14 protein-coding genes are annotated in these 23,489 nt (G+C 62.5%); 7 read left to right on the top strand and 7 right to left on the bottom strand.

Features of this window, described 5'->3' with window-relative positions; genetic code table 11:
* Window positions 1-128 precede the first annotated feature (128 nt).
* The 3 genes from Pan44_RS26125 to Pan44_RS26135 all read right to left on the bottom strand — a co-directional run bounded on the left by Pan44_RS26125 (window position 129) and on the right by Pan44_RS26135 (window position 6,458).
* Window positions 129-2,792, bottom strand: coding sequence for a hypothetical protein (locus tag Pan44_RS26125; RefSeq protein ID WP_145034668.1), 2,664 nt, complete (start codon window positions 2,790-2,792; stop codon window positions 129-131).
* Window positions 2,793-3,819: 1,027 nt separating this feature from the next.
* Window positions 3,820-4,038 (bottom strand): helix-turn-helix transcriptional regulator, encoded by a 219-nt coding sequence (locus Pan44_RS26130; RefSeq protein ID WP_145034669.1) that lies wholly within the window; start codon window positions 4,036-4,038, stop codon window positions 3,820-3,822.
* 1,190 nt (window positions 4,039-5,228) lie between these two features.
* Window positions 5,229-6,458 (bottom strand): tyrosine-type recombinase/integrase, encoded by a 1,230-nt coding sequence (locus Pan44_RS26135; RefSeq protein WP_145034670.1) that lies wholly within the window; start codon window positions 6,456-6,458, stop codon window positions 5,229-5,231.
* Between the two features lie 113 nt (window positions 6,459-6,571).
* Between Pan44_RS26135 and Pan44_RS26140 the strand changes: the two genes are divergently transcribed.
* The 4 genes from Pan44_RS26140 to Pan44_RS26150 all read left to right on the top strand — a co-directional run bounded on the left by Pan44_RS26140 (window position 6,572) and on the right by Pan44_RS26150 (window position 8,925).
* Window positions 6,572-6,889, top strand: a complete 318-nt coding sequence (locus Pan44_RS26140) for a hypothetical protein (RefSeq protein ID WP_145034671.1) — start codon at window positions 6,572-6,574, stop codon at window positions 6,887-6,889.
* A gap of 197 nt (window positions 6,890-7,086) precedes the next feature.
* Window positions 7,087-7,260 (top strand): type II toxin-antitoxin system TacA family antitoxin, encoded by a 174-nt coding sequence (locus Pan44_RS27665; protein ID WP_197453674.1) that lies wholly within the window; start codon window positions 7,087-7,089, stop codon window positions 7,258-7,260.
* Window positions 7,261-7,289: 29 nt separating this feature from the next.
* Entirely contained in the window at window positions 7,290-7,676 is a 387-nt protein-coding gene (locus Pan44_RS26145) for a hypothetical protein (protein ID WP_145034672.1), read from the top strand.
* 40 nt (window positions 7,677-7,716) lie between these two features.
* A complete protein-coding gene (locus Pan44_RS26150; protein ID WP_145034673.1) occupies window positions 7,717-8,925 on the top strand; it encodes a DUF2806 domain-containing protein in 1,209 nt (402 codons plus the stop codon).
* A 459-nt stretch (window positions 8,926-9,384) separates the two neighbouring features.
* On the opposite strand, the gene Pan44_RS26155 is transcribed toward Pan44_RS26150, so the two are convergent.
* Window positions 9,385-9,573 (bottom strand): hypothetical protein, encoded by a 189-nt coding sequence (locus Pan44_RS26155; protein WP_145034674.1) that lies wholly within the window; start codon window positions 9,571-9,573, stop codon window positions 9,385-9,387.
* Window positions 9,574-9,838: 265 nt separating this feature from the next.
* Complete coding sequence (locus tag Pan44_RS26160) at window positions 9,839-11,095, bottom strand: EDR1-related protein (RefSeq protein WP_145034675.1); 1,257 nt, start codon at window positions 11,093-11,095, stop codon at window positions 9,839-9,841.
* 247 nt (window positions 11,096-11,342) lie between these two features.
* Here Pan44_RS26160 and Pan44_RS27670 point away from each other — a divergent pair, with 247 nt between their 5' ends.
* Entirely contained in the window at window positions 11,343-11,495 is a 153-nt protein-coding gene (locus Pan44_RS27670) for a hypothetical protein (protein WP_197453675.1), read from the top strand.
* A gap of 10 nt (window positions 11,496-11,505) precedes the next feature.
* Here the strand turns inward: Pan44_RS27670 and Pan44_RS26165 are convergent, their stop codons facing one another.
* Window positions 11,506-19,422: a hypothetical protein gene (locus Pan44_RS26165; protein ID WP_145034676.1), complete on the bottom strand. Its 7,917-nt coding sequence runs from the start codon at window positions 19,420-19,422 to the stop codon at window positions 11,506-11,508.
* 267 nt (window positions 19,423-19,689) lie between these two features.
* Between Pan44_RS26165 and Pan44_RS26170 the strand changes: the two genes are divergently transcribed.
* Complete coding sequence (locus tag Pan44_RS26170) at window positions 19,690-20,172, top strand: hypothetical protein (RefSeq protein WP_145034677.1); 483 nt, start codon at window positions 19,690-19,692, stop codon at window positions 20,170-20,172.
* Between the two features lie 225 nt (window positions 20,173-20,397).
* Window positions 20,398-21,045 (top strand): bifunctional 4-hydroxy-2-oxoglutarate aldolase/2-dehydro-3-deoxy-phosphogluconate aldolase, encoded by a 648-nt coding sequence (locus tag Pan44_RS26175; RefSeq protein ID WP_145034678.1) that lies wholly within the window; start codon window positions 20,398-20,400, stop codon window positions 21,043-21,045.
* 92 nt (window positions 21,046-21,137) lie between these two features.
* On the opposite strand, the gene Pan44_RS26180 is transcribed toward Pan44_RS26175, so the two are convergent.
* Window positions 21,138-23,381, bottom strand: a complete 2,244-nt coding sequence (locus tag Pan44_RS26180; RefSeq protein ID WP_197453676.1) for an efflux RND transporter permease subunit — start codon at window positions 23,379-23,381, stop codon at window positions 21,138-21,140.
* Window positions 23,382-23,489: the final 108 nt, after the last annotated feature.

Below are 23,489 nucleotides of genomic sequence, written 5' to 3' on the forward strand. Positions count from 1 at the left end.
CAGTTCCGATGGAGCGGCCCTCGCTGGAAATGCGCCATCGGTCACGGAGTAATCCGATCGGCGAGAGTGGAATACGGCGAGACGTCGGCCCAAAGATCTCGCATTGGAGGCCTTCGAGAAACGCAGAGCTAGATCCCCGACTGCTGTCGCGCACTAATCCGCGATTCGAGATCTCCGTACGTTTTGGCACCTTGCTCGGCGAGCCACCCGGTCCAAACGAATCCGCGTCCCCAGTCTTTTCGTACAATCACAGACAGTGTGACGACGGATCTTTCGCAGATCATTTGCTTGAGCTTCTGCGTTGATGCAGTCGTAGTGAACTTGTCTCTCATGGCCTCGGACAGCCACTGGGCAGCGATCGTTGACAGGATGAACACCCGATCCTTCTCGGGATCGTAGCCGTACTCGCGCAACTTACCGGCGAAATAGTCTTGAAGAACCGAACACTCCTCCTGGTCGGCATCGACCAGTTCCTGTCGCTCCAGGATTGTACGCTGCGCGTCAGCTGGTTCAGCGGAACGTGTGAGCACGTCGTGCTCCCAACTGCTCCAACGACTGTATTTCGCGAGTGGAGTGCGAGCTGCGCGGAGAAAGCCAATGCAGTCGGCAATAATGGCCCCCCGATTGACGTCGATGAACGTTCGCATCTCTTCTTTCCAGGTACCGCTGTATCGCGGGCGGTCAAGCTTGATGATCACGCACCGCTGAGCAAGGTCCTTGGACAGACTGGCGCCGTTCAGAGTGATGATCCATGTGTACGTGTTCGGCCTGGAACCTTCACCGACGTAGAGCTTCTTGCCTGAGATGACGGGGGCCGTGATCATGGACTCGATCTCTGCGCAGGAGAACTTCAGCGACTTCACGTTGTCGAGCGCGATAACGCGTTTCGAGCTCCCTTCTTTGGAGAGAATCCTCTGCTTGACGATGTTGACGTCGTCTCTCGCCTGGATGTCGAGTGCTCCGCCGGCCAGATGTGACAAGAGCTCAAGTGCGGTCGACTTGCCCACACCGCGACCTGCGTCGGAGGTAAGAAGAAATGCTGGTCGACAACCACCGCTTCCGCCCCAGAAGAGGGTGACGACTAGGGATGTCAGCAGATCGCGGTCGATGTCCGATGATGGGCAGAACTGCTGAACCAACCTCTGCAGAGTGGCGCCATCGCCGGGTAGAGGCACGTTACAGGCGTAGAAATGCCCAGAGATTGGAGGTTCGTGTGGAAAGACTTCAACCGCCAAGTAGCTCGGAGCGAGGCGGCGCAATTCTTCGAACACGTGACCAGGGGTATGCGATCCCTCTTTGTTCTTGAAGATCGGGGGATAGCCCAGTCGTGTTCCCAGCCAACCGAACAGCGAGTTGATTGAGTCTATCCATGTCACCCCAGAGTTGGGGTCTGGGACGAATAGTGATGTCTCGACCCGGCGCGGCCATCGCCCGGCCAACCTGGAGAGGTCCGAAAGCATTTGCTCCATGGAGCGTGGCTGCTCGATCCATTTATTCTCGATCAGGTCTCTCTTGATATTCGAGAATCTGGCATGGGGCGGGACAGGCTGTACTTCACTTCCATCCGTTGCCAGTTCCTCGCCTGAGATTTCCGCACACGGCGCGGTACGCGAACCGGTCTCCACGCCAGCCGAGGCAGATGTATCTTCCGGCCACATCCAAGACGTGTCGATCGTGAATTCCGGTACAGCATCGCTGCTCGAAATGCGTTGTCCGCCATTGATCAAGTACCCACGATTCCCCTCCAGCTTGTCCGCTTCGAACAGCTTTCGTTCGAGTTCTCGCTCGTCCCATGGCGGCTGGCAGGTTTGATTCCATTCGACGAAATACTTGATGGCCTGCTCGGGCGTCAGATTGAATCCGAGCACCAAAACACACGCGGTCGCGTAGGTGCGGGAGTGACCACCCTGACCACTGACAGCCGGCGGCATCGCGGAAAGGTACGTTCGAATCTGCTCATCCGAGGCTTCTCGCTTCTCAGTGCCCGGCGCCGGAACGATATAGACGGACGACTGACCGCGCCTCTTCGGTTCGGCTGGAGATTCAGCAGCCAAGGCCTCGAGCAGTTCTCGCCCGACTGGAATGTCCCACCCCTCGCGGGCCGCACCACCATCCAGCAATTGCGAACGGCGATGCGGCCGTTCAGGAGTGTGGTCTCCCTTTCTTGCAATCGAACCGTAGGCCTTCGTGATCCGACTCGGATTGAAATTCACCGTGTCGATCTTGACCTTCTTCGAATCAAACTTCGCAGCGATCGCTCGGAGACAGTTCTTCACCAGCACGTTGTCGCTGACGGGCAGGTCGATTTTGACGAGTAAGTGAATGCCGTTTCCTGAGTCGGCAGGAAGGGCCTGCGGAAACCCGCGATCCTGGAGGAACTTGTTGACCTGCTTGGCGATGTCAACGGCGTGCTGCTTCTCCTCGACCGTTGCGGATACTCCACTCGGGCGGACTGGATCGACGTCGATGTACAGCCACGCCAGTCGAGCCACGTCCCCATCTGCAGCGAACGGGAACTTTCGATCTGCGTACTCGATGCGGTTCACTCGCCGCGCAAGAACGTCTTTCTTCAGCGGGTTTAGCGTGAGGTAAACGCCCTCGGCATTGTTGTCCGAGCATTGAAGAATCGCCTTTGCTGCGGCCTCGGCGTTGTCGAAGTAGCCGCCCCACTCCGCTCTGCGGCCACGGTTGGGAACGCCGAGAGCGCGAACCTCCAGGCAGTGGCCGTCAACCAATAAATAGTTGACGGCTCGAGTCACGTCGCCGAGAAGTCGTCCTCTTGCGTCATCCACCTGCGGCCTCATGCCCAAACGTGCGAGTATCCGAGAAACCTGCCGTCTACGATCTAGACGCCTGCACCGCGGTCGCCGAATGCGAGAGCATCGGCTGCTTTTGCTCGACATTGCTGCAAGTGAAGAAAGAACGGCGTGTCCGAGGAACCTAGGTGGCTAAGCCCGCAAACGGACGAATCGTGGCGTTTCAGCAGCCAACTCTGCGCAGCGGCCGCCGTACGGATCTCTCCGCTGCACCCGAAAACGGCCCTCATCTCCCGAGTGACTTGCGGATTGTCGCACGCCCAAACGACACGAGGCAGGTTGAATCGTAGCCTCCCAGGATCAGGTCCCGTATATCGCAGGCGACTTGCAGCTCGTAGCTTCACGATTGTCTGCACGATCCTTTGGCGAACAGGATCATTGATGAACGACGTGTCGGCAGGAATCCGGCCGAACATCGGATCCACTGCAAACTGCTCAACGGCCGAAAGTGGTACGAGGTCATATTTCAACCAGGCAGCAATGAGCTGCCGTTCGGCTTTCGCGACATCTGCTTGAAGTAATCGATCACACTCTTGTGATGCGCGCAGTCTCCTGAGCGGCCTGTCGTTAGTGGTCCGGCTCCCGGGCTTGCTTGACGTATTGCGAAGAAGTGGCAGCCTTATTGACATACTGTGAAGTTGTGATACCATCGTATTGCCTTGTCGTAAGGGGCTCTGCGCCGCCGGCCAGCTGCAAACTGACGGCGGTTTTTCATGCGCGTAAGCGTTTTCCGCGCATGAAGGAAATCAGAAGGCATTCTTCTTAGTAACCTTGGCCCCACCAGCCGATGGCTCATCCTCGGCTAATGCTGTCTCAAGGGCGGAGACTACAAACTCCCCAGGCGTTTGGCCTGCTTTAGCGGCGGCTGTCACAATTCGTTGCTCGAGAATCAAGCCGATTTTGACCGCGACTCGATCGAGCGTGTGGGCGCCACTAGAGGGCAAACCGTTGTTTGCTGTAGTCATCTCAGTCCAATTCCGAACGGGGAACGCACGCCAGTCGTTTAGCCTTCAAGCTGCGCAGCGAAACTCACGCACCTCGACTCGAGCCAACGATCGAGGTCGGCTTTCCGGTAGGCGACTTTTCGGCCGAGCTTTAGGAACTTCGGGCCGAAACCGCGGCACCGCCAGGGGGCGAGCGTCGCTTCCGCCACTCCGAGATACTCGGCAGCCTGGGCGGACGAGAGTTTTGGATCTGATTGGACGATTTCAGTTGCTGTCATGAGATTCTCCAGTCGATGCCAGCGTGATGCAGATTGCTGGTCTCTACTGGAGGTTCGGTTGTGAACAGTTTTGACCCGAAGCCTGCTTGAATTCACAGCTTTTCACAGCAGCGAAGGAAGGCAGCTCTCTATAACTTGCGATCTGCACGGTGTTTGCAGAGAGGTGTGAAAAACGCGATTTCACGATCGACGTGAAGTACTGCTCGTGAAATCCGTCAAATGAGCGTTTTCACGAAGCCGGTTCGACCTCCTACTCTTCTCTAGCTTGTTTACCGCCTGCTTCGCTTTCCATACGGGGTCAGCTCTAACTGCGTCAGCAGTTCTCACGATGGTTGAAGCGACCCGAATCGCTACGTCTGAGGAGCTCAGAAAGATGTTCTCCGGGGCATCGCAATAGAGCCTCAGGATTGCTTTGCTGAGAGGGGTGAGGCAATCCAAAGTGCCGAGTTGCTCCTGCAATAGATCGGTGATGGGCGTGATCTCATGGGGGATACGAGGCGGAACGGGGCGCGCTGGTGGCGATAGCGCGAAAGATGCGGACTCACTGAGACTTTGACCAGTGCTCTCGTGAGGCCGGCGAGCATGTCCCGTTGGGGAGTGAGCAGTCTTACTTAATCGAGATTTCGCATCAGGGCCTGGTTCTTCCGCTGCGGACAACACATCCACCTCGGCGGAGTTCTCCCAAAAGTAAGAAGTCGACCTCGTTTCGCAAACATCCAGAAGCTGTGTCCCTAAGACGCACCAATCCGCTGCTCCAATGAGTCTATGACGCTCCACGATTTCTTCGCCAATAGCGGTCAATCGGAGCTCGCAATCCCTCCACGTCCAGTGAATGCGGTCACTTGGCACGCCAAAGCGGTCAGCGCTGATCAGGAGTGTGTTCTTAACGAACTCCGTGACCGGCTCGCCCGAAGCTATGAAGGAGATTGATCGCGGCCCGCCTTTCTCGGGCGGGTTCAGAAGGTGGAATGACAGCCTCGCCTGCGCCAAGCCACCCTTAATTAATGAGTGTAGGGCGAGCTCCTCCATTTCTGACCAATCCAGAGTCGGAAGCCATGACCCATTTAATCCGAAAAGAACGCGAACCGCTGCTTCCGCCTTCCTCTGAAACGATACCACGGAGGCGATATCGTGACGCTCATGGCCTATTGCGCGAGGCCGCTCGGCAGCCAGTTCCTGCTTTGGACAATTCACGAGAAGTTTCCTTTCCGTCTCGCCGCTTTCAGCGTTACCCGCAGCGCGTCATCGACAGCCCGTCGCACCTGCTCGGCCTCCATCGGGCTGTAGAACCTCGCCGTTACTTCGACTGTCGCATGCCCGAGCGTCTGCTGGATTGTCCGCAGGGACTCGCCATTCGCTTGTTGCCACGCACCGAGTGATCGCCGCAGATCGTGGATCCTCAAATCCGGCAGTTTTGCCGCCGCCTTAACGCGAACCCACGCATACTTGGGGTCGCTGTAGAAGCCGTCTTTGCCTCTGCCGGGAAACACCCACTTCACATTCGGTTGCCAGCTCTTCCTGCGTCTCTGGAGAATCCTCAACGCCATCATTGAAAGGGGAACGACGTGCGGACGCTTGGACTTGTACTTCCCTGCGGGGATCGTCCAGAGACGCGTGGAGAAATCCAGCTCGACCCACTCCATCGCCGCGACGTTGGACCGCCTGGCGCCGGTGAACAGCAGGAGATGAAAGAAGTCCTTGGCATCCTGGCTTCTGAGGCCGTCGACAGCGGTCATGAACGCGGCGACCTCTTCCGTCTTCAGATACCTCTGTCGCGGATCAAAGTCTGGACGGTACGTGCCGCGGACCGGGTTGACGTCGCACCATCTGCCCGCGATTCCAACTTCGAACATTTTTCCAAGAAGTGCTCGAGCTTTCCGTGCAGGCCCCCTTCCGTATTCTCGTTCGGTGCTGGCAACAAACTTTTCGATGTCGGTTCGATCTACTTTCGCCAGCAACTCGCTGCCGAACTCAGGCTTGATCAGCCGCGAGTACTCTTTCTCATCACGGCGCCATGTCCGTTTGCGCGGCCTTGAATGCGTCTCGAAGTAATGTGTCCAGAGGTCGTCGACGGTAGCCCTGCCAGTCTTTCGACGCTGGCTGATGTCTCGCCCAGCAGCAACATCGCCGAGATACTGCGTGCAGACCTTGCGAGCCTCGTCGACCGAAATGCTTGGAAAAGTTCCAAGCTTCAGCCGAGTGGGACGGCCCTTCACACGGCCGACGTAGTAGAAAACCTTCTTGCCTCTGGGAGAGACCGTAACCGCAAACCCCGGAGTACGATCGTCGAATATCCAGGTGGCCCGGTCCGACGCATTCTTGAGCGTCGAAACGCGACTGTTCGTGAGCCTCTCCTGTCTGCTTGTCCCCACCCGGAAACCTCCGAGATTTTGCAACAATTTTGCAACGCCACAGAGCAATCACGGCCCCTTTGCAACAACTTAGGGCAATCCTCTGTTTCCGGGACAGTAGTGATCTGGCGAGGTAAAACAATGACAAACAATGACACGCAACGTCATTTTGCAACGGATTCTTGACCCTCGCTGTTTCCGGGTTTTTTATTGATCCCCTGCAGTTCAGTGATGATCTGCAGGGGATTTTTCTTTTGCGCTACACCGCGACGAATCGGCGCACGAAAAAGCCCCGAGCCAACTTTCACCAGCCCTGGGCAGGAACCTGCTGTTCTGCAAATTTGCAGAAGTCACTTCGCGGCCGGCTTCTGATCGAGCATCTTGAGCTTCTGCCGGACGGCTTCGTTGAACACCCAATCCCAATCGACGCCGCGACACTGCCGCACCGCTTCTGCCATCTTGCGGTCGAGATGGATGATGGTGCGGGCGCGGTCTCCTGAACCCGGTAAAGAGCAAAAGCCAGGCACGGGGTCGCAGTCCCGTACTGGCTTGAGAATCCAGAACCCGAAGGTGCTGGGGATTTCTGATTGTGACCGCCTGCGACAACGGTACAAACGGGAAGGCCCATTTGTGGCTACAAATGTACCCGTACCGGGCGAGTATTGTCAAGGCCCGCTTGTAGCGTCAAATTGCCCACATGCCGGACAATAAGGAAGACACGTTCCGAGGGCGATGCACGGCAGAGCAAAAGGCCGTATGGGAGAAGGCTGCTGCCCGCGACGGGCGATCGCTCGCGAACTGGATTAGGAAGATTTGTGACGAGGCCGCCGAGAAGGTGCTGGTGGAAGAGGGCAAGGGCAAGAAACGCTGAGGGCAGCCTACTCCAAAGGAGACTCTCTGATGGCAGTTGCACGGGGCCTGACAATTGCGGGAATGGAGGGCTACTTCGTCCTCCGCTTCCGGACCGAAAGAATTGCGAACGTTGACGAAATGTTTCGCTGCCTTTGTGGCGAAAGAATTGAGGTTCTCCGCTATCGTGACGGACGAACCTACCGGATAAGCAGCAGTTCGGATCATTTCCGTGTGTGGATTCGTCTCCAAACACCTGATCGACTCGAATCCATTGTTGTTGAAGACTCCTCATCTGCCTACGGCTGGTGGCAGATCGACGGCCTGAGTCGCGTCGAGTTCTCAGAAAGCCTTAATCCCTCGCTGCAGTCTGCCAGCATCGAAGAACTAGCGAGCCTCGACAGCTTGGGCATAGAAAAGACTGCGGAGCCCTACTGACGCATTGAGCTGGCCTAACACGTCAGAGGAGCTTGGGCAAATGGGCGAGCAGGACAGCGGCCTGACGACACTGGCCAATCTTACGACAGTTTCGAACGCTGCTTGGGCAGTCGCGAAGGGTGCGATTCCGCGATCCCTCGAATGGATGCTGGGCACCGAGAAGAAAGCCGACGCAAGGCTCCGGGAATCAGTGGCGGCCGCCTACGTCGACAACCTCAGACAGATTCATGATGAACAACACGAGACTCGTGAGCAGCTGCGAGCCAATTCCCGGAATCTGTCCGCTCAGCGCCATCTGCAATGGCTGCAGGAGCAGGAGCAGCTCGCGATAAAGAAAGTCGCTGCAATCCATTACGCCGCAACCCTGCCGGATTACAAAGAATCAGATCGGGAGATCGAACAGCATTGGGTAGATACTTTCGAAGTCCATGCCCGCCGGCGAACTGAACCATGGAGGAGCCAATTACTCTCTCGCGCCCTAGCCCACGAGGCGATAAATCCTGGGACCATATCTCTTAAGGCGCTTTGGCTGATTGGAACCATGGAACGCGAGGTGTTCGATTACCTCTCGGCCTTCCTGAACACCGGCTACGTGTCCAGGAATCTCACGTACGGCGGGAGTACGTTTGTTGTCAGAAGCTACGGGGGCACCGAGGAAACGAAATACTTGGATTTGCCGGTCCCGATCGGAGAAGGCGGCGACACCCGACAGTTGTGGCAGGTCTATACACGTCATTCTCAAGAAGCCCTGGCAACCGAGTTATCGACACAAGGGCAGTACGATGTTGGCTGTTGCGTGGCCACCTATGGCGTTCGCAGCTTTTATGAGGCAATGCATCACAGTCCGGGCGACGTGACCTCCGACGGCTACACACTCACTTCGGTGGCCGCGGAGCTGAGCCTACTTCACGAGCACCAATCCAACGACCTCGGCGAGCGGATCTTCAGTGACGAGATGAAGTACGGCACTGAGGGACTTCCTGCGGACGCATTGCGAGCCTTACTGAGAGACAGGGTAGAAGCAGCTGAACAACACTTCGAAAAGCGGCCGACTCGCCCCACCTACGCCTTCCCACAGATCGAGGTGATCGTTGCGGCTTTTGCAAGAGAATTCGGTGAATCGCGATACCTTGAAGAAATCGGAGCGGACCTTGGTAACCGAGTGGGAGCGATTATTGAGAAGCACGAGGCGAGAGAGAAAGAAAGATCTGCGGCGAGAGCGGCGAAGACGCCGCGACCTTCGCCTTGAGCCTCTACTTCGGTTGTAGGATAGCCCCGGCTACAACTCCGGGCATCGGCGTCATCCGTGGTCCGTCTTTTCCAACCCGCGGCTTGTCGGCAGATTTAGCGGCTGCTGAACTGCAAACGGATTGCAGTTCCTTTCGCCGCCCCGCGTGACCTCTCGCCCGCTCCAGGCGTCACGAAACGCGATATACACGGGCCAATCTCACTGCGGTGGGCCCCACACGAGCGGATCGGGCTTCGGCTGAGGGGCGGGAACAGCGGGCGCGTTTTGCTAGCTCCTTGTCGATACCGGCTTGCTCAAGAGTGACCGAAGAATGCGGGGTTTCTTGCGCCCCGCATTCTTTGCCACGCCGACCGACGCCCTTTTCGGCCCCACCTTTCGCCATCAGCCCCGCATCCTTCCGCGCCTTCATCAGTTCCCCGATGCGGCGTTCAGCACGAAACCGCCCCTCTCGCCTTCATCTCATCCCTCGCCAGGTCCGCGGGCGACTTCACCCGCTCCGCACCGGGCGGGAGCCATTTCTTGGGCTTGTAGCACCACCGCCGGCGTCCATTCCTTCTGGATCTCCAGGCACTCCGCTGCAATCTCCTCGGGCGTGGGAACCCACGCGATGCCCCCCGTGGCGGCCGGCAATTCGACTTCGACAGACATTGACTCACTCCGTGATGGCTGGACAATTCATCCAGCCCACGGGGTAGCTCCCGACCTGCTTGAGCCCGTCGCGAACGTCCACTCGCGAGCGGGCTTTCTTCATTCGCCACCAGCAAGCAGACGCTCAGGGATGACCGTCTGGATGTTCACCAACACGAACAGTTCGTAGTCGGTCCGGACGGGAGCCGGCTTCGCACGATCCTCGGTCATCGCTCGAACATTGGGCGGCGATTGGACCCCGAAACGCTGGCCAGCCGTCTTTGATTTACCTGGCGTAAAAGGGCTTCGAGTCGACCGTCAGGTATTGCCGCGACGCTGCGTCCGTCGTGGAGGGAAAGTCAAAGCCGCCGCGCGGATTCATGCAGTCCACGATGAAGCGCTGCCCATCCTCCAGGACGAGCTCGTTCCATGCATGCCCGATCCCGCCCGCGAGGTTCCCTCGAACAAGTGCGACCGACAGGCCGGCTTCGTCTGCGAGCACCTTGAAGAGAAGGGCGCGATGCCGACAGACTCCTGAGGCGACGGATCTGCCCAGCAGCATTTCCAGGTTCGAGTATTCGCCTTCCAGCAAGGCGACGGACGACAAGGCGTGCTCGCGGCGCCCCACTGCAGGGGAGCACTGGATGTCGACATACAGCGCCAGGTAACGGGCTCGCTGCATCGGTGGCAGGCCCGCAAGGTGATCGGAACGGGCGAAATCAAGATGCTTTCGCATCACGGGATCACGTGTCCGGTCGACCACGATGACTTCACGATCCGACCGCACATTGCCTCGGTCGTCAACCGCCATCCGACGACCGCCATCGGAATAGCCGTCGGGGATCGTTGTGGCCGGAGCGACGTAATGATTGGCGTGGTAGGCCTGCGTGACGTCGCGTGCGGCATCGGGGACAACGGCCGGTTTTGGTTGCTCGTTCTCGGCATAGCCCTTCAGCATCAGGTCGAGGAACAGGTCACTGCTGCTGGCATCGATCTGATGAACTTCAACGGCCAGTTCGTTCACCCCTGGCGACAGGGTGTGAGCGGGGACCAGAAAACGCTGGTAGACGCCCTCTTGAGGCCCATCGATACGCCGCTGCGCCGTCGTTCGCCCGGTCATGGGACCGGGCGCAAGGTTCTGGCGGATCAGTTCCTGACCGTTGAGATAGACGACCGCGCCGTCATCCACGCACATCACGCACAGCAAGGTTTGAAGTGGAGCCGACTTTGGGATTTCGAACTGTCGCCGAAAGTAGGTCGTGATCGGCTTGTTGGCCGTGAACTCCAGTCGAGTTGCGAGTGACGGCTCACCATAGCCGATGGGAGCCGGCCCCGATTTCCAGCCTGAATCGTCAAAAGCCTCGCGGGTCCAGTTCGCCCCCGGTTCGGAGCCATCGCCCAGAAACTTCCAGACGGTTCCGGCTCCGGCTTCGATCAGGGTGACTTCCGCTGTCGCGAGAGGGGACAGCAATGCGAGCATCGACGTCGCGACCACCGCGCGGACCAACACCGCGCGACAACAGAGGAATCGATGTTTGCTCATGTTCAGATCGGCAATGCTTGTGCTGCGATCGTTCCGTCGGGAAAGTGAGACGGTTCTGTCACAGGCGGCCAGTCATTTCAGTCAACGGGAAACGAACTCACGAGGAATCACCCGCGGAGTGTAATCCCCGGAACAGCATTGCCGGGCATTTGCCGAACGGACGATCGCGGGGGTGATGGGGGCCGTCACTGGAGCGACACTCGCACGAACGTTGATCGTATCTCCTGCAATGGGCCAGGGTGGAGAGATGGGATCTCTGACGATCCATACCGAACATGGCTTCCCGCATGCTGGGGTCTACATCGAGTACACCCAGCCGGGACTGATGCCAAACTGGCCTGGAGATTTCCGCTGGAAGACGGCCGACGGCGAAGTGAAGTCGATGAGTCGCCACGGATAACGCCGCGCGACTACTCCTCGCGGCGGTCGACTGGGGCGTTCTGCGATTTCGAGATCGTGTCGAAATAGCGGCGGATCAGCGGCGCATAGTCTCCGTCGGGACGCCGCCGCGTCGACTGCAGGATTTCCGTCTGCAGCTTGCCCGGCAGCTCGCCCCAGTTGCGCGTCGAGAGCTTCTGCAGGTGAGCATCGACATCCACGATCCGCACCTGCTCGTTCGCCCCGCTCGCTGAACCCTTCTTCGTCTGACCCGAGGTCGGCTGCGATTCTCCCTGCTCGCCGCCCGGCTCTCCCTCCTCGTTCGACTGTCCCGGACGGAGCTTCAGCTGGCTCGCCGCCTGACGCAGCGAATGCGCCCCCTGCTTCAGCATCTCCGAGGCCTGCGGCGGACTGTCCTGCTGACCTTCGGCCAGCCCCTCGTTGCCGCCATCCTCAGGGGCCATCTGGCCGGCCGGCTGCTGGCCTTGCTCGTTCGGTTTCGCCTGCGCCGCCTGATTGCCCGACTCCGGCCTCGACGGCTTCTCGCCCGACTGACCCGGCTGCGGTTCTCCGGCCGGCGGCGGACTGTTCTCCGCCAGCATTTCGCCCGCCTTCTGAAGCTCGCGGGCCGCCTCGGCGATCTGGCTGCCCGTTTCGTTCGGGACCGGGTTGTCGGGATTCTTCTCGGGTTCGAACCCGCGTTCTTCGGTCGCCATGCGGGCCGCCTTCCGGAGTTGCTCGGCCGCGGCCCGCGCCGCTTCAGAGGCTTCGGCCGAGTCTCCCTGGCCGGCCGTCTGCATTGCGCGCTGCATTTCCTGCGACGCCCCCTCGCTCCGCGTGCGCCCGTCGCGCGCCTGTTCCGATTGACGCTTGCGGTCGACCGGCTGTGCCTTCAGCTGTTCGGAAAGCTCGGCGAAATCCTTCTCGAGCTTTCGCGTTTCCTCCTTGAGCTCCCGCTGACCCTGCTCCTGCGCGGCGTTGCGCGCGTCACGGTTCCCGGCCACCTGTGACAGCTGTCCCGCAGCCTGCTCCTGCTGACCCGCCAGCTCACGCATCTGTCCCGCCAGTTCCGGCTGCGGACCTCCCTGGGCAACCGGATTCTCCTCCAGCCGCTTCGCGAGGTCTTGCGCCTGACGCGCCAGCTGCCGCCCTTCCTCCGCGGCCTGCGCCGTCGCGCCGACGGAAGCGTCTTCGGACGCCTGTGCGGCCGACTTCGCCAGCTGCGCCGCCGCCTCCGCGAGCGGCGTCCCCTGGGCCTGGGAAGCGGCTTCCAGAGCGGCGCGGGCGATCTGCTGCGACACCTGCTGCTGCGCTGCGACCGCTTCTCTCGCCGCCTCGGCCGGGCTGACTGGCGGGCTCGCGGAGTTCGACTGCTCGCCTGCGGACCGGCCGCTCGGAGTTCCCGATTGACGCGCGCCGGGCGTCTGCGGCCCGGTGTTCGACTGGCTGTCCGGCGACGGCACGCCGCCATTCTGCCCGCTCTGGGCGGGCTGGCCTTTCGAGGACGGCATGCCCTCCGACGACGGCTGCCCCGGCATGGCCTGCTGATCGGCGGGACGGCGCGAGGCCTGCCCCTGCGGCGCGGGTTGACCGGACGACGTTGGTGGCCCCTCGGAAGGCTGAGGCGAAGAAGACTGCTCAGCCGATGACGACGGACTGCCCTGGGATGATGGTTGTCCCTCGGAAGGACGCTGCGCGCCGGAGGGCGTCTGACTCTGGCCGGTCGACGGGGACATGCCGGACGATTCGCCGCCGGCCGATTTCTGCCCGGAAGGCGAAGGTTCCTGGGACGGCGATGAACCCTGGGACGATTGTCCCATCGGCCCGGCCGACGGCGACGAAGGCGCTTCTCCCTGCGACATCGGCTGGCTTGTCGAAGGACGCTGGCCACTCGAGGAGGGCTGCCCCTGGCCCGGTGACATGCCGGATGATTCGCCGCCCATCGGCGGCTGGCCGGTCGAACCCGGTTGTCCCTGCGACGGTTGTCCCTGCGACGGTTGGCCCTGCGACGGTTGGCCCTGCGACGGTTGGCCCTGCGACGGTTGGCCCGATGTCTCACCTGGCTGCGATGACGGCGCTTCCCCTTGTGAAGAAGGCTGGCCCGGCTGCGGCTGCTGACCAGACGGAGTTTGTCCGGCAGTCTGCCCCTGCGACGGCTGCCCCTGTGATGACGGCTGCCCGGAGGTGGCCGGCTGGGACGATGGCTGTCCTGAAGGAGAGGCGACGGATCCGCCGGGAGACGGCGCGCCCGGCTCTGTTCCGCCAGGATTCGGTCCCGGAACTCCAGGTTGAGGCGGCCCACTCGACGGACTCGAGCCGGGCATCGGCGAACCCTGTCCCATCTGTGCTCCCTGCCCCGACATGGGCTGACCCGACATGGGCTGACCCGACATGGGCTGACCCGACATGGGCTGTCCAGACATGGGCATCGGCTGGCTTCCCATAGGCTGCCCCGACATCGGTTCACTGGGCATCGGCTGCCCACTCATGGGCTGGCCCGACATGGGTTGCCCGTCCATCGGCATCGGCTGACCTTCCATCGGCTGCCCATTCATGGGCTGCGATCCCATCGGCGGGTTGTTCATCGGTTGCTCGCCCATCGGTTGCTCCGACATGGGGGGCGACGGATTCCCCATCGGCCGATCAGACTGCGGCTGTGCTCCCATCGGCTGCCCGGTCATCGGAGTCGACCGCGACGGTTCCGACATCGGTTGCCCATTCATTGGTTGGCCACCCTGCGGCTGCCCCGACATCGGTTCACCGGACATGGGCATCGGCTGGCCGCCCATCGGCTGCGACCCTGTCGGCTGCCCCGACATCGGCTGCCCACCCATCGGTTCCCCCGACATCGGCCCCATCGGGGTCTTCTGATCCTCCGATGCGTCCTTCGGTTTCGGGGCTTCATCCGGCTTGCTCTGCGACGAATCAGCCGGATTCGTCTTCGAGGCGTCGCCTCCCGGAGTCGAGGGACGTGCTTTGTTCGATGGCCCCTGGCCCTGCGTCGCATCCGCCCCCTTCGACTGCGGCGACGACTCACCTCCGCGACCGACGGCCGGGTCCGGACTCATTGGCGGCTGAGCCCTGTCATCGGCGCTGGGGGCGCTCGGGTTCGAACGCGATGGCGACGGTCGCATCTGTTCCGCGCGATCCCTCTCACCGGCGCTCGCCAGCTGGGGCGCGCCGGGCTGGGAATTCATCAGGTTGGCTGCGGCCTGACGCTGGGCCTCCGCCAGTTCGCGGGCCTGCTGGGCGAGCTTCTCGGAAGGAGTCGGCGTCGAAGACTGCGTCTCCGGCGCGGGCGACTGTTTCTTCGGATCAGTGTTCTTCGGAGCAGTGGATGCCTGCGCCCCGGCAGGCGAAGCCTGGGGTTTCGCCCCCGGCGGCTCGGCGTTTGACTCACCCGAAGGACGCGAGTCGCCAGCCGTGGCCGGCGACTGAGACTGCTGCAGCTGCGACTGGGCCGATTGCGCGAGCTGCTCGAGATTCTGCCGCGCCGCAGTCTGCTCGGAGGCCGCCGTCCGGGGATCACCCGAGGCAAGCGCCTTCTCGGCCGCGCGGGCGTGCATTTCCGCCTGCGCGCGGGTCAGAGGATCGACCCCCGGGTTCAGCGATTCCGTCTGGTCGGCCAGTTTCTGCTGCGCCTGCCGGGCAGCATCCATCTGTGCCTTCTGCTGCCCCTTGTCGGGAAGTCCGTCGATGAGCGGTTTCGTTTTCTCGAGCAGCTTCTGCTGTTCCTCGGCCAGCTGACCGGCTGCCTTTGCAGTCGCCGCCAGCGACTCCTGGCCGGGATTCATCGCCGCCCTGGCCATCTGCGCCGCCTTCTGCTCGCCCTGTGCCAGCGCCTGCTGACTCTCCGGCTTTCCGAGTTGATCCGCCAGCTGTCCCAGCGACTCAGCGGCCGCCTGCTGCTTTGATGCATTCTCCTCGAGCGCAGCCTTGAGCTCCGGCGAGGGCTCGGTGGCCTCGGCCGGTGGAACGCGCTGAGCTTCGGTCAGTTTTTCCTGCGACTGCCTGGCCGCATCGAGTGCCTTGGCGGCCGCCTGTTTCTGTTGCGGCGCGCCTGGCGCCGGAATCTGTTCAACGGCCTGCTGGGCGGCCGCCAGTTGTGACGCTTGCGACCCGGCCTCGTTCGCCCTGGAGGGATCGTTCGCCTGCTCCGCCGCCTGGCGCGCCCGTTGTTGCTGTTGATCGGCCTGCCGACGAGCCTGCTGCTCGGGTGAACCGCCCGGATTCATCGCCTCGGCCAGACGCTCGAGCGCCTCGCCCGCCTGCTGCACCCCCTTCTGCGCCTCGGGCCGTTGAGCTTCGTCCCCCCGCGCCGCCGCCATGGCCTTCGCCGCCTCGCTTGCCTTGTCGGCCGCGTCTTTCGCAAGCCCCTTCGCCTGCGGCAGGTCGAGGCGTTTCAGTTGATCGGCCTGTTTCTGCTGACGTCCGCGCGCCTCCTCGATCCCCTTCGCGTTCCCCTCCTGCAGCGCCTTCCGGGCCGCTTCGACGAGGTCGCGCTGCTCCTTGACGAGCCGCTCGAGCTGTTCCTCGCTTGTCGGTTCGTTCTTCAGCGACTGCTGCAGATCCGCCAGCGCCTGCTGGGCTTTCCGCGCCGCGGGCGCCGCTTCTTCGGCGTTCCCGCTCTGCGTCTTCTGCAGCGCCTCCGCCGCGGCGCGAATCGCGTCGGCCTGCTGCCTTTCCGCCTTCGCCGGATCGGCAGCTGTCGCCACATCCATGGCCGCCGTCTTCCGGGCGACGTCTTCCTGCTTGCGCAACTGGTCGGCCAGCGCCGCGGGATCACTCGCCGGCGCGCGGCCGTTGGCCCGGTCTTCGTCCCGTTTCTTCTCCAGCTCGCTGGCGATCCCGTCCTGCTGTTTTTTCAGTTGCTCGGCGTCGCGGGCCAGGCGCTGGACCCGCTCATCGGGAGTCCCCACTTCCTTCGCCAGCTGTTCGAGTTTCGAGCGCGCTTTGTCGGCCTGTGGAACGGCCTGGTCCGGCTTCCCCGACAGCATCTCCTCCAGCGCCTTCGAACCTTCCTTCAATGCTTCGGACCTGCGCTGTTCATTCGAAATCGGAACTTCGAGCCGGGCCGTCGCGGCCTGGACCGCCGCCTGCTCCGCCGCCAGCCGTCTCAACTCCTCCGCCGGCGTCGCGGCCTTCTCTTCCTCACCCTTCCGGAGCGCCTGTTCAAGCTGTTCTTTGATCTCCTGCTGGCGCTGCGCCAACGCCTCCGCCGCCTTTTGCGGGTCGTCCGGAAGCAGTTGATTCCGTTCAAGCGCCTCGGCCAGTTGTTCGAGTTGCTTTGCCGCCTCGAGCTGGGCCTCGGCTGCTGCCCGGGGATTTCCGTTCTGCAGCTGCCGGGCCGCTTCTTTCACGCCCGAAAGATCGGGTTGGGGAACGAGTCGCTGACGCTGTTCCTGAGCAATCTGCGCCGCCATCTTCTGGACATCGTCCTGCAGCTTCTGCTGCCGGGCCGCATCTTCCTTGAGAAGCTGCACATTCTCATCTCCGGCCCGCTTCATCGCCTCGGACAGGCGATCTTCTTTGGCGGCCAGTTGCTCGGCCCGCTGGCCAAGTTTCTTCAGCCGCTCCATCAGGTCGGCGCGGGCGGCTTCCACCACTTCTGGCCGGCGGTTGAGCACGTCCTGCAGATTCTTCGAGAGCTCGCGCTGTTCCTGCTGCAGGTCTTTGCGCTGCGCTTCCAGGCTCTTTCTGGCCGCGGATGGTTCGCTGTTCTTCGCTTGCGGAGCCGACTTCTCCGACCGGGCGAGTTCCTTCCTCTGCTCTTCGAATTCCGCAACGTCGTTCGCCAGACGCTCCGTCTTGTCCGCAATGCGGTTCAGTTCGAGCAGGTCTTTTTCCAGCTTGGCCAGCTCCTCGAATCGCTGTTCCACCTGGCTCAGGCTCTGTGTCGCCTCCGCAAGTTGCTGTTCGGCGCTCTGGAGGGACGGTCCCCGCGCATCCGGCGCAGCGTCCCGTGCCTTCTCGGTCTCTACGACAGCCGGGACGACATTCCGGTCCGCGATCTCGTCCAGCTTCGGGCTGAGCGTCGCCATCACACCTTCACGCTGGAATTCGGCCGCCGTCTGCTGCAGGCGTTCCTTCAGCTGCTCTTCCCGCACCGCGAGCTGGTCGGTCTCGCTCTTGAACGACTGCTCGTCCACCCCTTTCTGCTGCGCTTCACGCGCCTTCTGTTTGAGCGCCTCGGCCTCGGCTTCGCGGGCCGCCGCCTCCTGGCGCAAGGCCGCCAGCTGATCGCGAAGGCGCTGGTGTCGCTGGCTCAGCTCGCTCGATCCGAAGGCCGCGGCGTCGCGCGTAATCGAAATCACGCGCTCGGTCGTCCACGCTTCGTTCGGCGCCGGAATCGGGCGTTCATCGGCCGCACGGGCTTTCACCGCCACAAGCGATCCCTCGGGCACATTCAGTTTGCGCAGGTCGATCGGGAATCGGTTCCCGAATTCCTGCCCGCCGAGCAGCGCGGCATCCGTCGTCATCACGCCCGCTTGCGTCCGATGCGGCAGCACCGCGTAGTGGAGTTCCAGCGCGCCCAGACCGATGTCATCGGTCGCCATCACTTCAAACGCAACCACGTCATCCGGCCGGGCCGTGGGATGGGTCTCGTTGTCCGCCCAGGCCACCGTCGGAGCAGCGTCCCGCAGCATACGGAACGACCGCCCCGGCTCGTTGCGATTCTGGATTCCCGCCGAGTCGAGCAGCACGATCTCGAACGCCCCCTCGCGGTCGGCCGTCAACTCCCAGCTGGCCGAGAGGCCGTCCGCGTCCACCGGCATCTTCTTCGCGTCGTCGCGGGCGAACACCAGGCCTGAGAGCGAAGCCGATTTCAGGCGATCGCGCCCCTTCGCTTCGAGAGGTTTCGCGTCGTACTTGTGGCGCACGTCGTCCAGCCACAGCCACCGGACTTCCGCCACCGGCTTGTTGAACGTCGCGGTGAACTTCAGCGTGCTGCGCTCGAAGACCGTCGTCTCGCCGACCAGTCCGTCGATCCGCTGCGCCGCCCGCCCGCAATATGCCGGCGGCTGCACGTCGACCGTCAGCCCCGTGATCGTCGGCCGGTCGACCACTTCCACGCGATACTCGCGCGATGCTCCCTGGTCTGACTCCACGCGATAAGTCAGCCCGCGGGATACCTGGGGAATGACGGCCGCGTACGTCCCGGGTTCAGCGTCCGGTTTCAGGTCGCGGAACTCCCTCTCGCCGTCATCGTCCGTCCACGTGACGCGGGGAGTGCCCATCTGCCGCGACGTGCCGAACCGGAAATGCGCCACGGCCTTGACCGGCACATCTTCACCCCGGGGGACCACTGCGTCCCCCGGCGCGACCTCGATCGTCAATGTCGTCCCGTGGGCGTAGTTCCCCCACGGGTTGAAGAACCGGGCCCACAGGTTGCCATACCCGTCCGTGAGCACCACGAACGGCGACAACACCAGGACGAACGTGATGCAGGCGATGACCGTCTGGCGGACGGCGGCCGAGGAGTCGACGACCTCTTCAAACTCCACGTCGCGGGTCTTCTTTGCCGTTTCGCGCAGCAGCAGCTCGCGCATCATGGGCGAGCCGTTCGCCGACTCCCCGTCTGCGGCCCGCGCCAGCTCGAGGCTCGACAGCAGCCGTTCTTCCATCTCGGGATGGGCCGATTCGACGAGCGCCGCCAGTTCGTCGTGCCCGATCCGCCGGAACAGCGGACGCACGATCCGGAAGAACGCGACCGCACCGACCGCCGCCACCGTTGCCGCCAGCAGGCCGATCCGCACCAGGCGCGGCGCATCCCAGAAAATGTCGATCAGGAACGCCGCGGCCAGGCACAGGCATCCCAGGCGCATCGCGATCGCCAGCCCGCCGATCAGCGACGTCCGGCGAATCGTCTGTCGCAGCGAGTCGAGACGGCCTTCCAGGTCGCTGACGACTGTGGAGTCCGTCGCGGGCCGCGATGCTTGGGTTTCCATCGTCAGAGGCTCCCGCCCGTCACCACTCGCGAGGGCCCGGGCAGGGCGGAACCGCCGTCAGGAGCACCGGGAGATGGTCGCGAGTGTTGACGACAGTTTACCGCCGCGTCACCTTGGCAGACAACACGCCAACCGCCATTTCGCGCCTCCCGACGGGAGCGATCTGAGTCGCAGAACTCGTTTTGATTTCCTGCTGCTGGTGGCGAACAATGCTGAATGCAGCATTCCACCAATTGGCAGATGACAGCGAGGCGGGGAGACAGCGGGATGGAGTTTGAACAACGACTGAAACGGGCGATCCAGCGCGGCGAACAGACCCGCGTCGCCTCCGACCGCGCGGAACAGGCCCGGCAGCTCACCGCCGAAGAACTGAAAACCCGCTATTCCGCCGGCCGGATCGAGGTCTCCGAGCACATCGAAAACTGCCTCCGCAAGCTCGTCGACTATTTCCCCGGGTTCAATTTCTCCTCGATCGTCGGCGACACGGGCTGGGGCGCCAAGATCGTCCGTGACGACATCTCCCTCCGCGCCGGACGAAACGAGTCGCAGTACAGCCGCCTCGAACTCCTCGTCACGCCCCGCGGAACGGCCGACATTCTCGAGGTCGTCGCCAAGGGAACCATCCGCAACCGCGAGGTCTTTCACCGCCGCCATTATCAGCGGCTCATCGAACTCGATATCCCGGTGTTCAACGAGCAGATCGACCTCTGGGTCGTCGAGTACGCCGAGCAGTTCGCCGCCCAGACCTGACCCCCGCACCCCGGCTGCTCCAAAGCAGCCGGGGTGCTTCGCGCTTGCAGGACTTCGCGTTTTCGGCCGTCACGCCGGAGAATGCCCCGGCGGGGCAAAGCACTACACTGGCCGCCGGTCCGCCTGTTGAAGCGTGAGAACGGTTCGCACCATTCGGGCCCGACAGCGCCCCGCACGGTCATCGCCAGTCACACTCCGAATTCAACTTTTGAAACGAAAGCCTCCATGTCCCGCGACGCCCACATGAAGCGAGTCCTCGATTCCGGACTCGTCGCGATCATCCGCTCTCCGTCGAGTGACGTCCTCGTCGATGTGGCCGAGGCGCTTGTCGCTGGTGGAATCGAAGTCATGGAAGTGACATTCACCGTTCCCAATGCACTCGAAGTCCTCGCGGCCGTCCGCAAAAAACTCGGCGACCGCATCCTGCTGGGCGCCGGAACGGTCCTCGACACCGAGACTTGCCGCGCCGCGCTGCTCGCCGGAGCTGAGTTCATCGTCACCCCGACCGTGAACCCGGCCGTCATCGAAATGTGCCGCCGCTACGACAAGGTCATCATGCCCGGCGGATTCACCCCGACCGAGGTTCTCACGGCCTGGGAGGCCGGGGCCGATGCAGTGAAGATCTTCCCGGCCGAGATCGGCGGCCCGTCGCTGCTTCGGGCACTCAAGGGCCCGTTCCCGCAGATTCGCATGCTCCCGACCGGCGGCGTGAATCTCGACACGCTCAACGACTTCGTGAAAGCGGGCGCCTGCGCCGTGGGCCTCGGCAGCGCTCTCGTCGAGAAGTCAGCCATCGAACAGAAGAACTTCTCGCGGATCACGGATCTGGCGAAGCAGTACGTCGCCGCGATGACGAAGGCCCGCGCAAAGTAACCCGCTTCGGGTGATCGCTGCGAGGCACCTCAGAAAAAGGAGAGCCACGAAAACGCACCCGGGACTACAGCGCGCTCCGTTCCCCGGCCGGGCTACGGCGTCGAATTCTCGAGTTCCGCCGTCGTCACGTCGTCCACCGTCTCCACCGGGGCCTTCTTCATGAAGTCGGCCGGCAACCACCTCAGCATCACTGGCAGCAGCACCAGGTTGCCCAGCAGGCCGCCGATCATCGCCACGCTGACCATCGCACCGAAGAACGCCAGCGGGATGAACTCCGACACCGTCAGCACCGCGAAGCCGGCGATCAGTGCGATCGAGGCCAGGACCAGCGCCAGGGCAGCGCCGCCGTGCGTCTCGTGAATCGCCATGTCATGCGTTCCCCCGGTCTTGCGGATCCGCAGGTACTCCGTGAGGTACATGATGCTCGCGTCGATCGTCAGCCCCAGTGAAACGCTGGCCACCATCGCCACGCCGATGTTCACCGGAATATCCATCCACCCGACGAATCCGCAGACGAACAGGATCGGCAGGACGTTCGGCACCAGCGAAAGCATCGCGATCCGGAAGCTGCGGAACGCCAGCCAGATGCAGGCCACCATCCCGACGCACGCCCAGAACGCGCTCGTCAACTGATCCCCCAGAACACTGCTGATGAGGTTCGCCAGCAGCACATAGAGCCCCGTCGTCCGCGCCTCCGGGAACGCGTTCCCCGCCGCCTGCTCGACCTTGGAAATCAACTCCAGCTTCCGCTCGGCCGGCTGCTGCTCCTGGGCCCTGAGCACGATCCGCATCCGCTCATGCTCAGCGCTGTACAACGAAGGCTCGAACTCAGGCTGCAGGTCGTTCAGCCAACTCCGCTTCACGATCCAGTCGTCCGCGATGATCGGCGGAATCAGGTCCAGGCCGTCGGTGATCGAAATGACCTTCGTCAGCTTCGTCCCGTCGGCCGTGGCGACGTTCCGCAGGTCGTCCGTGAGTTGCCGCACCTTCCCGATGAACTCCGTCGTCAGCTCGCGAGGCGCCTTGAAGTTCACCTCCCAGCTGCCGACTCCGCCGAGCTTCGATTCGAAGAACCGGATCGACTGCACGATCTCGCTCCCCGGCCGGAAATTCTTGCTGAAGTCGGTCTCCACCCGTTGCTTCAGGCAGCCCAGTATCGCGACGACGCAGATCACCCCGGTGACGATCATCGTCGGCCACGGATGAGCGTTCGTGAACGTGGTCGTCCCGTCGAGGAGGCCCGCAATCCGCTGCTCGAACTTCGAGAACTGGGTCGGCGCTTCCTGTTTGCCCAGCAGCACGCCTCCCGGCAGCACCATCGGAAATGTCACCAGCAGCAGCGTCGTGCCGATGCTCATCATCCACGCGAAGCTGCGGATCGGCGTGATCTCGCTCGTCAGCAGCGCGGCGAATCCGACGACCGTCGTGATCGTGACCCAGAACACCGGCGACGCCGCCAGAAACCACGTCATGCAGAACGCCTTCTCGGGCTCGGCGTCACGCCGCCAGTCCCGAAACAGCACGATGACGTGGACCACCGTCGCAACGCCGATGATCGTGAGCAGGCTCGTCAGCATCGAGCTGACCATGCTCAGCTGCATCCCCAGCAGGTACAGGATCGCCTTCGTCCAGATCAGCGTCATCTGCACGATCACGATCGGCAGGATCACCCAGCGGATCCTCCGGAACATGATCAGGATCGCCAGCACCATCAGCGTGGTCGACGCCAGCCCCAGCACGCGGCCGTCCCGCTCCACGTAGCGGAACATCTCGTTCACCTGGATCGGCTCGCCCGCGACGAACGCCGGCGGATCATGGTCCGCCGCCAGTTTCCGGATCTCCCGGTACGTCTGCTTGCGATCGACGGGCGAGTCCTTCTCGGGGATCAGGCGGAGGATGATCGCCGTGACGTTGTCGTCGCCGCCGATCAGCAGATGCTCGGAGAACTCGATCAGCCGCTCGCGGATCGCGCGTCGCGCGGAGGGCCGGATCAGTCGCGGAAGCACATTCAGCACCGAGGCCGTCGACGCCGTGAGCGTGCTCGCGAGATCCTGCGTGCTCTCCCTGCTGATCCCTTGAATCTCGCTCAGTTCTTTCGAGAACTCCGCAATCTCCTTCAACGAATTGGGGGACGAGATGTCCTCCTTTTCGTACGCCACGAGGACGAATTCGTCACCGCCGAACGCGGCCCGGCTTTCCTGGTATCCCTGCAGAAGCGGATCTGTCGGCGCAAAAAACGACTCGATCGACTGGTCGAGATCGACTTTCAGCGAGAGGGGCAGGGCGACCCCCGTGATCGCCACCGAAAGCAACAACAGCGGGATTCGCCAGCGCACCAGCCACTCGGCTGTTCGCAGCTGGAACGGGCGCGCTCGTTCCGGTGGAGAATCTGAAATCACGTCCGGCTCTGGCATCAATTCCTCGTCAGCAGGCCCGAAGCTGAT

This window comes from Caulifigura coniformis (assembly GCF_007745175.1).
Taxonomy (GTDB): domain Bacteria; phylum Planctomycetota; class Planctomycetia; order Planctomycetales; family Planctomycetaceae; genus Caulifigura; species Caulifigura coniformis.